At 70.5% G+C, this 13,282-nt stretch carries 17 protein-coding genes; 14 read left to right on the plus strand and 3 right to left on the minus strand.

Annotated features, from left to right (window positions below):
• Positions 1 to 12: 12 nt before the first annotated feature.
• The 3 genes from OHB56_RS33070 to OHB56_RS33080 all read right to left on the minus strand — a co-directional run bounded on the left by OHB56_RS33070 (position 13) and on the right by OHB56_RS33080 (position 2,207).
• Positions 13 to 699 carry a hypothetical protein gene (locus OHB56_RS33070; protein ID WP_406357286.1) on the minus strand — a complete coding sequence of 229 codons (687 nt, stop codon included), beginning with the start codon at positions 697 to 699 and terminating at the stop codon, positions 13 to 15.
• Positions 699 to 1,007, minus strand: a complete 309-nt coding sequence (locus tag OHB56_RS33075) for a DUF6112 family protein (RefSeq protein ID WP_055607579.1) — start codon at positions 1,005 to 1,007, stop codon at positions 699 to 701. Before OHB56_RS33075 ends, OHB56_RS33070 begins: the two co-directional genes overlap by 1 nt.
• 81 nt (positions 1,008 to 1,088) lie before the next feature.
• Positions 1,089 to 2,207, minus strand: a complete 1,119-nt coding sequence (locus OHB56_RS33080) for a C40 family peptidase (protein WP_406357288.1) — start codon at positions 2,205 to 2,207, stop codon at positions 1,089 to 1,091.
• 517 nt (positions 2,208 to 2,724) lie between these two features.
• On the opposite strand from OHB56_RS33080, the gene OHB56_RS33085 reads away from it, so the two are divergent.
• From OHB56_RS33085 to OHB56_RS33150, 14 genes are all read left to right on the plus strand, one after another.
• Entirely contained in the window at positions 2,725 to 3,480 is a 756-nt protein-coding gene (locus OHB56_RS33085; protein ID WP_406357290.1) for a DNA-methyltransferase, read from the plus strand.
• Positions 3,481 to 3,662: 182 nt separating this feature from the next.
• The gene (locus OHB56_RS33090) at positions 3,663 to 4,208 is read left to right on the plus strand and encodes a DUF4913 domain-containing protein (protein ID WP_406359260.1); all 546 of its coding nucleotides are present in this window, start codon (positions 3,663 to 3,665) and stop codon (positions 4,206 to 4,208) included.
• Positions 4,205 to 4,687 (plus strand): hypothetical protein, encoded by a 483-nt coding sequence (locus tag OHB56_RS33095; RefSeq protein ID WP_406357292.1) that lies wholly within the window; start codon positions 4,205 to 4,207, stop codon positions 4,685 to 4,687. The genes OHB56_RS33090 and OHB56_RS33095 overlap by 4 nt, the downstream gene beginning before the upstream one ends.
• Before the next feature lie 59 nt (positions 4,688 to 4,746).
• Complete coding sequence (locus tag OHB56_RS33100; protein WP_406357293.1) at positions 4,747 to 5,466, plus strand: hypothetical protein; 720 nt, start codon at positions 4,747 to 4,749, stop codon at positions 5,464 to 5,466.
• Between the two features lie 150 nt (positions 5,467 to 5,616).
• Positions 5,617 to 5,964, plus strand: coding sequence for an SH3 domain-containing protein (locus tag OHB56_RS33105; protein WP_406357295.1), 348 nt, complete (start codon positions 5,617 to 5,619; stop codon positions 5,962 to 5,964).
• Positions 5,965 to 6,046: 82 nt separating this feature from the next.
• Positions 6,047 to 6,484 carry a hypothetical protein gene (locus tag OHB56_RS33110; RefSeq protein WP_406359261.1) on the plus strand — a complete coding sequence of 146 codons (438 nt, stop codon included), beginning with the start codon at positions 6,047 to 6,049 and terminating at the stop codon, positions 6,482 to 6,484.
• Entirely contained in the window at positions 6,481 to 6,930 is a 450-nt protein-coding gene (locus OHB56_RS33115) for a hypothetical protein (protein ID WP_406357297.1), read from the plus strand. Before OHB56_RS33110 ends, OHB56_RS33115 begins: the two co-directional genes overlap by 4 nt.
• Before the next feature lie 13 nt (positions 6,931 to 6,943).
• Complete coding sequence (locus OHB56_RS33120; RefSeq protein WP_406357298.1) at positions 6,944 to 7,357, plus strand: hypothetical protein; 414 nt, start codon at positions 6,944 to 6,946, stop codon at positions 7,355 to 7,357.
• 42 nt (positions 7,358 to 7,399) lie between these two features.
• Positions 7,400 to 8,242: a winged helix-turn-helix transcriptional regulator gene (locus OHB56_RS33125; RefSeq protein WP_406357300.1), complete on the plus strand. Its 843-nt coding sequence runs from the start codon at positions 7,400 to 7,402 to the stop codon at positions 8,240 to 8,242.
• Positions 8,239 to 8,715 (plus strand): hypothetical protein, encoded by a 477-nt coding sequence (locus OHB56_RS33130; RefSeq protein WP_406357302.1) that lies wholly within the window; start codon positions 8,239 to 8,241, stop codon positions 8,713 to 8,715. Before OHB56_RS33125 ends, OHB56_RS33130 begins: the two co-directional genes overlap by 4 nt.
• Positions 8,716 to 8,780: 65 nt before the next feature.
• A complete protein-coding gene (locus OHB56_RS33135; protein WP_406359262.1) occupies positions 8,781 to 9,920 on the plus strand; it encodes an MFS transporter in 1,140 nt (379 codons plus the stop codon).
• A 348-nt stretch (positions 9,921 to 10,268) separates the two neighbouring features.
• Positions 10,269 to 11,495 carry an ATP-grasp domain-containing protein gene (locus OHB56_RS33140; protein ID WP_406359263.1) on the plus strand — a complete coding sequence of 409 codons (1,227 nt, stop codon included), beginning with the start codon at positions 10,269 to 10,271 and terminating at the stop codon, positions 11,493 to 11,495.
• On the plus strand, positions 11,492 to 12,643 hold the full coding sequence (locus OHB56_RS33145) for an MFS transporter (protein ID WP_406357304.1): 1,152 nt from the start codon (positions 11,492 to 11,494) through the stop codon (positions 12,641 to 12,643). The genes OHB56_RS33140 and OHB56_RS33145 overlap by 4 nt, the downstream gene beginning before the upstream one ends.
• On the plus strand, positions 12,640 to 13,272 hold the full coding sequence (locus tag OHB56_RS33150; RefSeq protein ID WP_406357305.1) for an HAD-IA family hydrolase: 633 nt from the start codon (positions 12,640 to 12,642) through the stop codon (positions 13,270 to 13,272). Before OHB56_RS33145 ends, OHB56_RS33150 begins: the two co-directional genes overlap by 4 nt.
• Positions 13,273 to 13,282 lie beyond the last annotated feature (10 nt).

The raw sequence follows: 13,282 nt of genomic DNA on the forward strand, positions 1-13,282 counted from the left end.
GACTCCTTTCGGTCAGGGCGCGACGGTCGGGGCGATGGCGACGAGTGAGCAGCCGGCCGAGGGTCGGCACTGCACGGCGAGGGTGATGGACCGGTCCTCCGCCCCGCCGCCGCCCTTGGCCCAGGCGATGGTCTGCTTGCCGGTGACGGTCACGGCGTAGATGTATGCCTCGGTGATCGCGGAAGGGTCTTCGGCCAGGGCCTGCTTGAAGGCGGCCGGGTAGTGAGCTTCGGCGACGGCGACAGTGGCATGCTGCCTCTGGTCGGCCATACGCGACCACAGGGTCGGGTCGGGCATCTGCGCGGAGACCGAGGACCAGTCGCCGTACTCGCTCTCCTTCGTCATCCACGCCTCCATACCGGCAAGCTGCTGCTCGTGGCTGGTGTCGCGGGTGTCGTAGGACCACAGCATCTCGGCTGCGGCCCGAGCGAAGGCGAGGGGGTCGGATACCCGCGGAGGCCGGGGCACCGACCCCGCCTCGGCTCTTGGTTGCGTGGAAGCGGCGCTCGACGGCGCCGAGTTGGGCGGTGTTGACGGCGCCGGGCCGGCAGACGCGTCGTGCTGCCCGTGGCGGCCGGTGACATAGGCGGTGACGCCGGCCAGGGCCAGCAACGACGCCAGAACCACGGAGATCACGAGGATGCGGCGGTTCGCCGACCAGCCGACGCCGTAGGCCGACAGAGAGAATCGGTTTTTCATCACTGGACCTGCGACCCCAGCGCCGAGAAGAAGGCGACAATGCCGTTCGCGGCGCCAAGGCCGAGGGCGGCGCCCGCGGCTACAGTCGCCCCCTTCTTGCCGTTCGCCTCGGCCTGGTGGCCACCGGTGTGGTGGCCCCAGGCCCACACTGCCAGGCTGACGGCGAGCGCGCCGACGACGGCGATGATGCCGAACATGTTGATGGAGCTGACGACGCTCTTCAGGACGGAGAGCCCCGGCAGGCCACCGCCCTTGGGAGTGATCCCGGGGTCGAAGGCGAGATAGAGCCGGTCGGCGAGAGATGTCATGGGTGCGGCAAGGCTCCTTGCGTACGCAAGCCAGAGGGTAGAAGTGGGGAACGGAAAGGGTGGGCCGGGCGGAGGCCGGCGTCACAGGACGCGGCGCACGGCGAGGACATTCCAGTCCTTGAGCGGGGTGATGCGTACGGGCCTGCCCGTGCGCGGGGCCTCGATGACGAGCCCCTCGCCCAGGTACATGCCGACGTGCTCGGGGCGAGCGGCGCTGCCGCGGCTGAAGATCAGGTCACCGGGCTTCATGGCCTTGACAGAGGCTGCCTTGCCTTCGTTGACCTGCGTGTACGTGGTACGGGTGAGCTGGATGCCGGCCTGGGCGTACGCCTGCTGCATCAGCGAGCTGCAGTCACAGCGGCCCATCGGGTCGGGGCCGTGCGGCGCGGTACAGGTGCCGCCCCACTGGTACATCGTGCCGAGCTGATGCATCGCCCAGACGATCGCCTTGCGGGCACGTGGGTCGGCGTTCTTGGGGATCTTGTAACCCTTCGGGACGGCGCCTTCCGGGATCTTCCCGAAGGACGAGCCGTCTTCCGTGGTGCAGTCGGACAGCGAGGGTGCGTCGTCAGCCTCCTGGCCGGCATCGTCACCGGCGCCGGGGAAGGTGGCGGCGATGGCCTTCTGCAGCGCGGTCGCCAGCGGCTCCCACTGGGCATAGGCGTCCGGGTAGCCGGATTTCTGTACGGCTTGGGCGGCCTGTGTCACGGTCAGCTGCTGCCAGCCACTCACCTGCAGAAGCGCCTTGTAGAACCTCTCGGACGTGTAGACGGGATCGCGGATCTGCTCGGCTGTGCCCCAGCCCTGGCTGGGCCGCTGCTGAAACAGGCCGAGGGAGTCGCGGTCCCCGTAGGCAAGGTTGCGCAGCCGGGATTCCTGCATGGCGGTGGCGAGAGCGACGATCTGCCCGCGCTTGGGCACGTGGAGACTGATCCCGGCGGCAACGACGGTCTGTGCGTTCGGGATCTGCTCACCGGGCAGGTCCAGGCCCTCGATGGAGATACCGGAGGCGTCCGCGCCGTCGAGGATCTTGGTGACCTGTTCGGTGACCTTGTCGGTGTCCAGGTTGGGCAGACACTGAAGGGACGCGCTGCTCTGTGCGGCGGCTTCGCTGGACGTGGCCATCATCATGGCCGCCCCGCCAAGGAGAAAGGGGGAGAGGACGACGACGCCGCCGATGCCGGCGGCGAGCGCCTTCAACCTGCCCGGCTCCCTTGCACAGCGGAGGGCGCGGGCAGGGACGGGTAACGAGACGTCACGAAGGTCTCCTTCGGAGATGATGTCCGGCGTGCCGCGTATGCGTGGGGACGGGTGGAAGGGGCGCGGCGGCCGGGGTGGGCGATCGAGAGGCGCCGGCCTGCGGGTGAGTTGCCGCTCGGTCCGCGGGCCGGGGTAGCTACGTGTGCCGGGGCATGGGGTGCCTCCGCGAGGCGTGGTGGGAAGGCGCCGGCGGCGGTGTGTGTTGGGCGGTTCCAAAACAGTAGGCCCGGATCGGCGGTTGACCAAAAAGTCGTCCTGAGGGATCGGAATCCGTACCCCTGGCAGGGCACTTCTTGGTGAGCGGCCAATTCGCCCCTAAAGTTTTGGGACTTCCTTCGCTCTCCGGTTCGCGGGTTTCCGGGCTTCTGCATGCCCGATTTTCAGCCCGCCCGGATTCTCCTGAGCGAGGGGTGCCCTCTCGAATCCCTCACGTTCGAACCCGAATCGGGGTATCTCTTTGCCTTTTTCCCTTCATCAGGGCGACGCCCTGCGCGTGCTGTCCACGCTGCCGGACGACTGCGTCGACTCCGTGATCACCGATCCGCCGTACAACTCCGGCGGCAGGACCGCCAAGGAGCGAACGTCCCGCTCGGCGAAGCAGAAGTACACCTCCGCCGACGCCAAGCACACCCTGCCGGACTTCACCGGCGAGAACATGGACCAGCGCAGCTACGGATTCTGGCTGACCCAGATCATGACCGAAGCCCACCGGCTGACGAAGACTGGCGGAACGGCCCTGCTGTTCACCGACTGGCGCCAACTCCCCATCACCACGGACGCGATCCAGGCCGCCGGATGGCTGTGGCGCGGGGTGCTGGCCTGGCACAAGCCGCAGGCCAGGCCGCAAAAGGGCCGCTTCACCCAGAACTGCGAGTTCATCGTCTGGGCATCGAAGGGCCCGATCGACGGCTCCCACAACCCGGTCTACCTGCCCGGCCTGTACTCCGCTTCCCAGCCATCGGGCTCGAAGCGGCAGCACATCACGCAGAAGCCGGTCGAGGTGATGCGCGAACTGGTCAAGATCAGCCCCGAAGGCGGCACGGTGCTCGACTTCTGCGCCGGCTCCGGCTCCACAGGCGTCGCCGCCCTGATGGAGGGACGCGACTTCATCGGTGTGGAGAAGACCGAGCACTACGCCGGCATCGCGGCCGACCGGCTGACCGAGACCGTCCGTCAGACCCTGACCCAGGACGATGTCGTCCTGACCGTCTGACACCACCGCAGCCCACCAGCCGGTGCCGGTTCATTGGTGCCGCGTCCCCCGACAGCCACGGCGCAAGGAGGCCCTGCCTCGTCATGTCTGAACCCGTAAACCCGCCTGATGAGGGCGAGCTGGAGCCGGTGCGTATTCCCGATCCCCACCTCGAAGAGATCGAGGCCAGCGTCCGGAAACTGATGGAGCAGTCCGCCCAGCAGACCCAGCAGCTCGACCACCTTGCCTCCGCCCCCGCACCGCCCACGGGTGCCTCTCCGTTCGCCGCCTTCGGCATGCCGGGCCTCGGCGGACCACCGGCGGCGCCGCCGGAGCCTCGGCCGATCCTGGAGCTGGAGGGTGAGGAGTACGAGGACGAACTGGACGCCCTGTCGGACTGGGTGGACGATTTCCTGCTGCCCGTCTACGGGACCGAGGTCACCACGGCCGCCCCGTGGTGCCTGCGGTGGCAGGAACACAGCGACGTCGTGGCCTGGCTGCACGCGCTCTGGCTCGCCTACCAGCAGCACAAGGACCCCGAGGCCGGACTGAGCGGTCTGCTCGTGTGGCACCGCGACTTCCTCACCCACACCATGGTCGCCGTCAGAGGGCCGGGTGGTCCGTTGTCGGCGTGCATGACCTCACCGGACCGACCCGCGCACCGCCTCTTGCCCGGCCCACCGCCCTCGGCCCGCACGGAGAAGGCGAACGCGTCGGATGCCGGCGTGTCGGGCGAGTCGACGTCATGAGCGGCGGGCGGCAGCCGGCCTTCGGGCTCAGCTTCGACCCACGCGCTCTGACCGACCTCGTCCAGGCCCCCAGCGACATCCGCGACCTCACCCTCGTCTACCTGCAAGAGGTCGTGAACACCGAGCGCTTCGGGACGAGACTGACCGGCGACCTGGAGGGCTACCGGAAGCTGTTCGTGGACTCCCGCAAGGAGTGGCGCGTCGTCTACGGCATCCGCCCGGCACCCGAGACGTCCGCGCACCGACGGGAGATCCACGTCGTCGCGGTACGGCCCCGGGCCGACAACGACGTCTACGACACCGTCGGCAAGCGCCTGGGGATGAACCGCCGGCCGCTCAGCGCCCGGACTCACGCAGCCCGCTCCCGTTCTCCGCAGCTCACCACTCGCGGGCCCCTTGCGAAGCCCGGACCGCTGCCCTCCGCGATGCCTGGCCCTCCCCGTCCGGCTCAGGCGCCCACGTACCGCCAGGCCCGTTGACCTGAAGAGGTACCCCACGCAGCCCCACAGCCCCAGCCCCGCCCACCGAAAGGGCGCCTATGTACCCACCCGAACTCGACCTTCGTCTGGACGGCTTCGAAGCCGCCGACGAGCAGACCCAGGAAGCGTTCTGGCGTGCGATCCAGATCGAGCAGACCGAACTCACCCCGCTGGCCGAGCATCACACACCCGACGGCACGAGCTACCACGTCCTCCACAATGGTGCCGTCACCTGGGGCATCCCTGGGGAGCCGCAGCTCGTTGCCCTGCACCTGCAGCGCGACCTTGCAACGAAGACGTTCCGTTTCGCTCACGCGACACTGCCTCTGACGGCAATGGCACAGTCCTGGCTCATTCACCGAGGCTGCCCGCCCAAGGAGATCAGCCTGGCGCCCGGCACGGGAACCACCCCGGCGGACGAGACGACCCGTGCGCTGGAACAGCGGCTCATGAGCGACGGCGACCACTTCGCCCTCCTGCACAGCTACACCGATGACGACCCTGAGAACTCCGCAATCGTCGTGGTCCTGCGCTCCCTGGACGAGCTCAGTCCTTCTCCGTTTCGGGTGCTCCACGAGGACGTGGACACCGACTCCTGGACCCACACCCTGCGCGAGGGCGGCTTTGCCACCTATGCAGAAGCCCTGCAGTGGTGCGGCGACGCCCTCAGCGGCGAGGCTCCTCCTCTGCCACCGGTCCAGCTCACGGTCCGGTCCGCCCAGAAGCCGGCCAATTCCCTTCCGGCCCCCGCACAACGCTCCGCGGGCCGCAGCCGCTGAACTCAAGTCTGTGAAGCGGCCGGAAATATAGACGACGATCGCCGGTTAGCCAAACCGCCGAATCCATGGACTCTAGTAGCGGCCGAGAGGGCGAACGCCCGGTCCGCTTCCCTCTGCATTCCCCTTTTCCCGTACGAAGGTTACTTCCGCATGCGCTCATCGCGAATGGCGCTGTCCGCCGCAGTGTTCGGCGCGCTCGCCCTGCCGCTGGTGTCCGCGACGGCGGCCACGGCAGCTCCGGCTTCCGTGCCGAGCACGATGCCGGCCGTCCGGGCATGCGAGTGGCCCGGCCCCTGGGGCATCAGCACGCAGGCCGTCGACATCCGCTCCAAGGCATCGGTCAAGTCCACCCGGCTCGGCATTCTCCACCGCGGCCACCGCTTTACCGTCCACAAGACCAGCGGGAACTGGCACCACATCACGGGCACGACCACCGGCGTGAGGGGCTGGGTCTCTGGCCCCTATGTCTACCGCGACGTCCGTATGTGTCTCGGCTGACAGGGGGTTCGAACTCCGCCTACCTGTATCCCGTGTGCCTCCCAGGAAGGAAAGCCCTGTGTCCGACGACGCAGACGATGTCATGGGCGTGCTCACCGAGCAGATCGAGCAACGCTTCGGCATGAACATTGGAACGCTGAAGGCCGCCGTCACAGCCGCCCCGGACGCTAACCGACAGGCCACCGACATCGTGCGCTGGCACGGTCTGCTCACCGAATCCCAGACCGTACTGGAGCGCGCGGAGGACGACCTCCTACGCGCTCTGGAAACGCAGCCCAGCGAGGTCGACGACCCCACCATGGACCTCGCCCACCGCGTCAACGCCGCCGTCTCCACCCGCGACGGGCGTGCCATGGTCGTGCGGTGGCTGCTCGACCCTGACGCGCCAGGCAAACGGGGCCCCGCCGCAGACCGGCTGGCCCGCCTCAACCGCAGTCGGCGACAGGGCCCGGCCGTGCCCACCAGCGCACCGGCCCGGCCCGCGACGGCGCCGGTCATCGGCCAAGGAGCCCTGCGATGAGCGTCCGAGACAAGCCCTGCACCCAGGACACCCGACTCCACGAGGTCTTCGGCGTCCCGGTCACCGACCTGTACGCGCAGGCCGCTGACCCGAACGCCTCCGAGGCCGTCACCCGGGCCCTGGAACTGCGCAGCTTCCTTGCCCTGGCCGAGGAACAGGTTGCCCGGATCCGTGACCGCGTGCACGAGGCAATGGCGCCCGAGCGCGACATGGACGAGCTGTCCGCGGCCGATCTGCGGATGGACACGCAGTGGCTGGAGGCAGCGCTGTCAGCCCGTGACGGCTACCGCGCCGCGCTGGACGACCTGCTGCACACCATGCCCCCGCTCCACGCGCAGGCCCGCCCCGTCCGATTCGCCCAGCAGACGGTCACCACCACCCTGCCCCCGGCCTCCGCCGCCCCGGCACCCGCGCATGTCGGGGCGGCCCGCAGCCGACGACGATGAGAGGCCCTGCCGATTGCCCCATCCCACCGCCGCTGAGATCGCCGCACGGATCGAGGGCCTGTACGGCGCCGAACTGCCCGGCCTCGAAGCACACGCTCAGGGCCAGGCCCCCGGCATGCTGGCCGCTCTCCTCGGCAGCCACCACATTCTGGCGTTTGCCGAGCAGAGCATCACCGCGCACCGAGAGCGGCTGCAGCACCTGACCCAACCTGATCGGCAGATCGGCGCCCACGAGGTCTCCCACATCCTCGACTGCGCCCGCCGCCTCGCCGAAGCCGTGGCCGTCCGCGACACGCAGGCCGCAACCGCCGACGCGGTTCTGCGCAGCCTCGGTCGCGCGCCGGCACCGGAGCTGCCCACCACCTCTGCGGCAGCACCCGTTGCCGCTCTGCCCGTACCGGCCGCGAGCCCCGCCCCGAGCCGCTGACCCGACAACGTCCGGCCTTCCGCCTCCCAGGAGTTCACCCCCTTGGCCATCACCGGTCTGCCGCCCGCCGACGACGCCGACGTCGCCCGGGTCACCGAAGCCCTCCAGATGATCACCCCGCGTTGGAACGTGCGGATCCTCCTGGCCCTGAACCAGCCGCCCCAGCGCTACACGGAGATCGCGGCCAAGCTGCCGTACCTCCAGAGCGGCCAGCTGCATCCCAAGATCCGCTCGCTGTGCGACGCTGGCCTCGCCGAGCGCACCGAACACTCCACGCGTCACGTCACTTACGGCCTCACCACCCGGGGCCGACAACTCCTGCCGGTGCTCCCCGTGATGGCTGCCTGGGCCGAGGAACACCTGGAGAAGCCGGAGCAGCCGCTGTCCGTGATCGAACAGGTCGAGGACAGTCTCACCCTCCTCGCCCGCCGACAGGCTGCCGCGATCCTCTGGGTGCTCAAGTCACGGCAGGAGGTGACTGCTCGGGCCCTGGCCCGCATCGTCATCCCCGACGGCTACTGGACCAACATCTACCCGCCGCTTCGCCAACTCATCGATGACGGCCTGGTGATGACCGCGGGCAACGGGCAGCCCTACCGCCTCTCGCGGGCCGGTGACGCTCTGGGGCCCGTTTTCGGAGCCCTTTCCCTATGGTCCGCCGGACGACCACTCGACCACGCCGCCCGGCATCCGCTCTGGGGGCGACCCGCCCCCGGACCTGCGAGTCCTGCTCCCGCCTGGACCAGCCACCAGCCCACGATCCCCGCCCCCGCCGTACCGACGCAGCCCGCACGCCGCCCCGGCTGGCAGCCCAGCGAGTTGTTCTCCCATGCCATCCCCGCCCGAGTGAAGGCTGTCCTGCCGACCGGGGGAGCCCGCCGGTGATTCCCGCTCTCTCCCACCAGCAGCTCCACGACATGTGCACGGTGCTGTCCTCCGCGAGCCTGATTCGCCTGGTCAGCGAGATCGACGACCACGGAGCGATACCGGTGCGCGGCCTGGCACGCACCCTCGCGGACCTCTCCACCCGCCAGATCCGCCAAGCCATCGAGCAGGCAGATGCCCTCGGACTCCTCACCCGCACCCCCGGCAGCGTGGGCCTCTCGGCGGCCGGCCGGGATCTCGCCGACCTCTATGACGCGACCGCGCGGTGGGCCCGGCGGTACAACTACCCCGCTCCGCTGTGCGACTTCGCCGGACGGATCCAGCACACCTTCGCTCTTCTGGGAATGCCGACAGAAGGCACGCAGGATCCCGACGGTGAGCACGTTGCCGAACTCGGCCGCATCCACCGGCTGATGGCCGAGTGGGTCCACACCCATCAGCGAAACCGCAGCACCCATGGCGTCGCCGCGTGACGTCTACCCCCGGCCTCCTGCGCGGGATCTACCTGCCGCGCAGCGCCGACGGTGCCACCTTCGCGATGGCCACCTACGGCATCCCCCTTCTCGTCCTCGCCGCGACCGGCTCGGCCGCGCTGACCGGCCTCGCCTTCGCACTGGAATGGATTCCGCGCATCGCGGCCTTCACCGTGGTGGGCACCATCGTCGACCGTCACGGCACGGCCCGTGTCTTCCGGGCAGCCTGCCTCGCGCGGGCCCTGGCCGTGCTCGCCGCCGCCGGCGTCCTGACCGCGCTCGACGCCGGGTCACCGGCGATGACCGCCACGGTCATGCTGCTGGCCGCGTCCACCGGCATCCTCACCGAGTTCAGCTACGTGGCCGCCGAGACCGTCGGCGGCGCAGCGAGCCGGAGCGCGGGCGCTCAGGCCCACCGAGTGCAGTCCGTGCTGCTGGGCATCGACCAGACCGCCATGCTCGCCGGACCGCTGGTTGCCGGCCTGCTGCTGGAGCACGGCGGGCCGGCAACCATGCTCGGCACGCTCGCGGCCTTCTCCCTGCTCGCCGCCGCCCTCGGATCCGGGGAACGGAACACGCCGCCGAGCGCGGCATTGGCCAAGGGAGGACTGCGGACGGGATGGGCGACGCTGTGTTCGCTGCCTGCCCTGGCCTGGCTGGTCGGCGGCCTCGTGGTCTCCAACACGGCCATCGCCGTCCTGCAGGCGGCCATGCCGGTGATCGTGATCACCGAACTGCGGCGCTCCAGCGCGGACGCCGGACTCATCTGGTCTGCCGCCGCCGTTGCCGCCCTGCTCGCCATCACCGCCGGCCGCCGGGCGATCGACCGCTGGGGCCTGTGGCCGGTCGGCGCCGCAGCCGCCGTGCTCGCTGCCGGAGCAACCCTCGCCGTCTCCCAGGCCGATACCTACCGCAGCTACCTGCTGTTGATCGCCGTCCTGATGGCCGGCGAAGGCGGCCTCACCGTCGTCTTGCGCACCCTGCGCTCCCACCTGATCCCAGCCGACGTCTTCGGCAGCACCCTCAGCCTGACGATCCTGCTGCTCCTGCTGCCGTTCCCCGCCGCCGGACTGCTCGTCGCGGTCATCCCACCCTCCCAGCTCGGGCACGCCGTCACCGCCGCCGCGCTACTCCAAGCAGCCGGTCTCGCAACCGCCTTCATCCGGCTGCGCACCCTGCCAGCCCCACCGAAACCGGTGCCCTGACCCTCTGCACGGCAGGGTCCCTGTCCTCTCATGCCCACCATCAGCCAGGACGGGCCGCCCGACCTTCGCCTCCCCAGGGTGCCGACCATCACCGAGCAGTTCCACGCCTTCGACTCCCAGCACTCATGGGTCTACCGGGTCCTGAAACAGCTCGTCGAGCACAACTACACAGCCCTGTACGCACGCAGGCTGCTCGCCGCCCACCCCGAGTGGGCCTCCGCCATCCATCGAGGCCCGCCGCCGGCGCAGCCCGTGAACGGCAGCACGCAGCCATCTTCCACCCCTGAACTCTCAAGGAGCCTGTTCTTGTCCGACCGTCCCGTCGTCCTGGTCGTCGCTGCCGCCGACATGGAAGCCGAAGGCTACCGGGGCTACTGCCTCGAAAGCGTCGCTGCCGACTACGACGTCGTCCTCATCACCGACGAGGAGCCGTCGTGGGAGGTCCCGTACATCCGGGACTGCATGGTCGTGCCCGACCCGACCGATCAGGCGGCACTGTCCGCCGCAGGCCGATACCTGGCCGAACGCCACGATCTCACCGGGGTGTTCACGTGGACCGAGTGGTACCTCGTTCCCGTCGCCCGCCTCGCCCGCCAACTTGGCCTGCCGACCACCGCCCCGGAGGCGATGCAGGCATGCCGCAACAAGGCGACCGCGAGGAGCCTGTTCGCCCGTCACGGTGTCCCGTCGGCCGCATCGGTGGGCGTCCGCACTCTCCATGAGGCACGGGCCGCGGCCGAGCGGATCGGCTACCCGGTCGTCCTGAAGCCGGCCGCCCACGCGGCCAGCATCGGCGTGATCCGCGTCGACAACCCCGACGAGCTCACCGCCGCCTACCCGTTCGCCGACCGGGCCGCTGGCCTGGGCCTGGAGAGCACCGACGTGCTGGTCGAGGAGTACCTCGACGGGCCCGAGATCTCCGCCGAGTGTGTCACCTACCGCGGCGAGACCGCCGTCGTCGCCGTCACCCGCAAGACCGTCAGCGACCCGCCGTACTTCGAGGAACTCGCGCACTCCGTCGATGCCGCGGACCCACTCCTCGCCCAGGTCGCCCCCGCCGCGCGGGCCGCGATCCGTGCCCTGGGGATCACCGACGGCGTCAGCCACGTCGAGATGCGCCTCGTCGGCGGACAGCCCCGGCTCGTCGAGGTCAACGGCCGACTGGCCGGGGACATGATCGGCCACCTGGTCCGCATCGCCACCGGCATCGACCTGCCGCGCGCCGCAGCCGACATCGCCTGCGACCGTGCCCCCGACCTCACCCCGACCAGGTCCTCCGCCGCCGCGATCCGCCTGATCTACCCCGACACCTCGGGCATCCTCACCCGCCTCCGCCTCGACGGGCCCCGCCCGCAGTGGCTGGAGCGCGCCCACTTCCAGCACCGTCCGGGCGACGAGCTGGTCCTGCCCGGCGACGGCGGCGACATGTTCACCGCGCGCATCGGCTACGTGATCACCACAGCGCCCACGGCAGACCTCGCCCAGTCCCGTGCCGAACAGGCCGTTGGTGCCCTCGGCATCCAGATCTCTCCCCGCGCCGTGGGTGAGACCTCCCGCAGCGGTCCGAACGCATGACCCGGGCCACCGACTCCGTCCGCCGCAGCCGCGGCCTGCTGACGGGTTACTTCTTCGGCCTCGGGGCGATCATGGCCGTCTGGGGCGCCCGGATGCCGGCCGTCCAGCAGGCTGCCCACCTGAGCACCGCGCAACTGTCCCTGGTCCTGCTGGCCGCCGCGCTCGGCATGGTGGCAGGGCTGCAGGCCGGGGGCCGGCTCACCCGCCCCGATCGCTTGCCCGCGCTGCTCACCTGCGGCGCAGCCGGCCTCGCCGGCTGCCTGGCCCTCCTCGGCCGCTGCGACAACCTCCCCTCGCTGCTCGTGGCCGCGCTCGCCTTCGGGATCACCCATGGCGTGCTGGACGTCGCCGCCAACTCCGCAGCGGTGCGCTGCCAGAACGCCTACGGCAGACCGATCATGTCGTCCCTGCACGCCGCCTACTCCCTCGGCGCCCTCGCCGGTGCCGCCCTGGCCGCGATCACCGCCCACACCACACACCGCACCCTCTTCCTGACGACCGGCCTGATCCTGGCCGGTGCCGCGCTGGCCGCCGCCCCGGCAACCCGGACGCTGACAGGCACCGACCAACCACCGGCGCCCACGGGGCAGGGCGAGACCGGAGTGTCGCTGCCGTCCGCCAGGCTGTGGCTGCTGGGGGCGCTGGCTGCCGCCAGCCTGCTGGGCGAGGGAGCAGCCGCCGACTGGGCGGCCGTCCATCTGCACAGCCTGGATGCATCCGCCGCGGTGAGCGCCGCCGCCTTCGCCCTCTACAGCGCGGCCATGGCCATCGGACGGCTGACCGGCGACCGGCTCACCGCCACCTTCGGGCCCGCTGCCGTGGTGCGGGCCGGCGCCGTCCTCGCGGCGGCCGGGCTCACCACCGGCGTCCTCGCCTCCACCACCTCCGTGGCCCTGGCCGGCTGGGCCCTCTTCGGACTCGGCCTGTCCACCACGGTTCCCTGCCTGATCAGCGCCGCCGGCGTCGGCGGCCCGGGCGCCGTCGCCACGGTCGCCGTCACCGGCTACCTGGGCCTGCTCGCCGGGCCCGCCCTCATCGGCGCCATCGCCAGCATCACCACCCTGCCCACGGCACTGCTGCTGCCCGCCCTGCTCGCAGCCACCGTTGCCGCCCTCGCCCACCGAGCCCTGGAGAAACCCACCCCGTGATACCGGACACCGCCACCGCCCCCGACGCCGTCATCCTCGACTACAACGGCGTCATCGGCCTCCAGCCCACCCCCAGCCAGTGGCTCCGCCTCGCGCGCACCGCATCCTGGCCCGAGGACGACCTCACCGGCTTCCAGCGCGCCTTTTGGAGCGCACGCGAGCCCTACGACGCCGGTCAGCTCAGCGACACGGCGTACTGGACCAAGGTCCTCGGCGCCCACCCCGGCCCCCGCCTGCTGCGCGAACTGCGCACTGTGGACACCGACATGTGGACCACCACCGACGACCGCGTCCTGGACGTCCTGCACCGCGCCCATCAGACGGGGCTGCCGATGGTGCTCTTGTCCAACGCACCGCACTACCTCAGCGACGTCCTTGACACCACCGACTGGTGCCGCCACCTGATCACCCGTGCCTTCTACTCGGCCCGGCTTGAGATCTGCAAGCCCGCCCCGGACGCCTACCGGCACGCCCTGGCCGCCACCGGCGTCAGCAACCCGCAGCGCGTGCTGTTCATCGACGACCGCGCTGACAACTGCCATGCCGCCCGGCGCCTGGGGCTGCGCGCCCTGCACTACACCGGCCGGCCCGAGGCCCTCGAGGCAGCCCTGCTGCATACCACTGGCTGACCCATCGCCG

The sequence above is a fragment of the Streptomyces sp. NBC_01635 genome (genome assembly GCF_045209715.1).
In the GTDB taxonomy this organism is placed as follows: Bacteria; Actinomycetota; Actinomycetes; order Streptomycetales; family Streptomycetaceae; genus Streptomyces; species Streptomyces hirsutus.

What these genes read in the sequence shown, in the direction of transcription:
- OHB56_RS33070 (WP_406357286.1), bottom strand. Translation starts at nt 699, where the DNA reads ATGAAAAACCGATTCTCTCTGTCGGCCTACGGCGTCGGCTGGTCGGCG.
- OHB56_RS33075 (WP_055607579.1), bottom strand. Translation starts at nt 1,007, where the DNA reads ATGACATCTCTCGCCGACCGGCTCTATCTCGCCTTCGACCCCGGGATC.
- OHB56_RS33090 (WP_406359260.1), top strand. Translation starts at nt 3,663, where the DNA reads ATGGAGCAGTCCGCCCAGCAGACCCAGCAGCTCGACCACCTTGCCTCC.
- OHB56_RS33095 (WP_406357292.1), top strand. Translation starts at nt 4,205, where the DNA reads ATGAGCGGCGGGCGGCAGCCGGCCTTCGGGCTCAGCTTCGACCCACGC.
- OHB56_RS33100 (WP_406357293.1), top strand. Translation starts at nt 4,747, where the DNA reads ATGTACCCACCCGAACTCGACCTTCGTCTGGACGGCTTCGAAGCCGCC.
- OHB56_RS33105 (WP_406357295.1), top strand. Translation starts at nt 5,617, where the DNA reads ATGCGCTCATCGCGAATGGCGCTGTCCGCCGCAGTGTTCGGCGCGCTC.
- OHB56_RS33110 (WP_406359261.1), top strand. Translation starts at nt 6,047, where the DNA reads ATGGGCGTGCTCACCGAGCAGATCGAGCAACGCTTCGGCATGAACATT.
- OHB56_RS33115 (WP_406357297.1), top strand. Translation starts at nt 6,481, where the DNA reads ATGAGCGTCCGAGACAAGCCCTGCACCCAGGACACCCGACTCCACGAG.
- OHB56_RS33135 (WP_406359262.1), top strand. Translation starts at nt 8,781, where the DNA reads ATGGCCACCTACGGCATCCCCCTTCTCGTCCTCGCCGCGACCGGCTCG.
- OHB56_RS33140 (WP_406359263.1), top strand. Translation starts at nt 10,269, where the DNA reads ATGGAAGCCGAAGGCTACCGGGGCTACTGCCTCGAAAGCGTCGCTGCC.
- OHB56_RS33145 (WP_406357304.1), top strand. Translation starts at nt 11,492, where the DNA reads ATGACCCGGGCCACCGACTCCGTCCGCCGCAGCCGCGGCCTGCTGACG.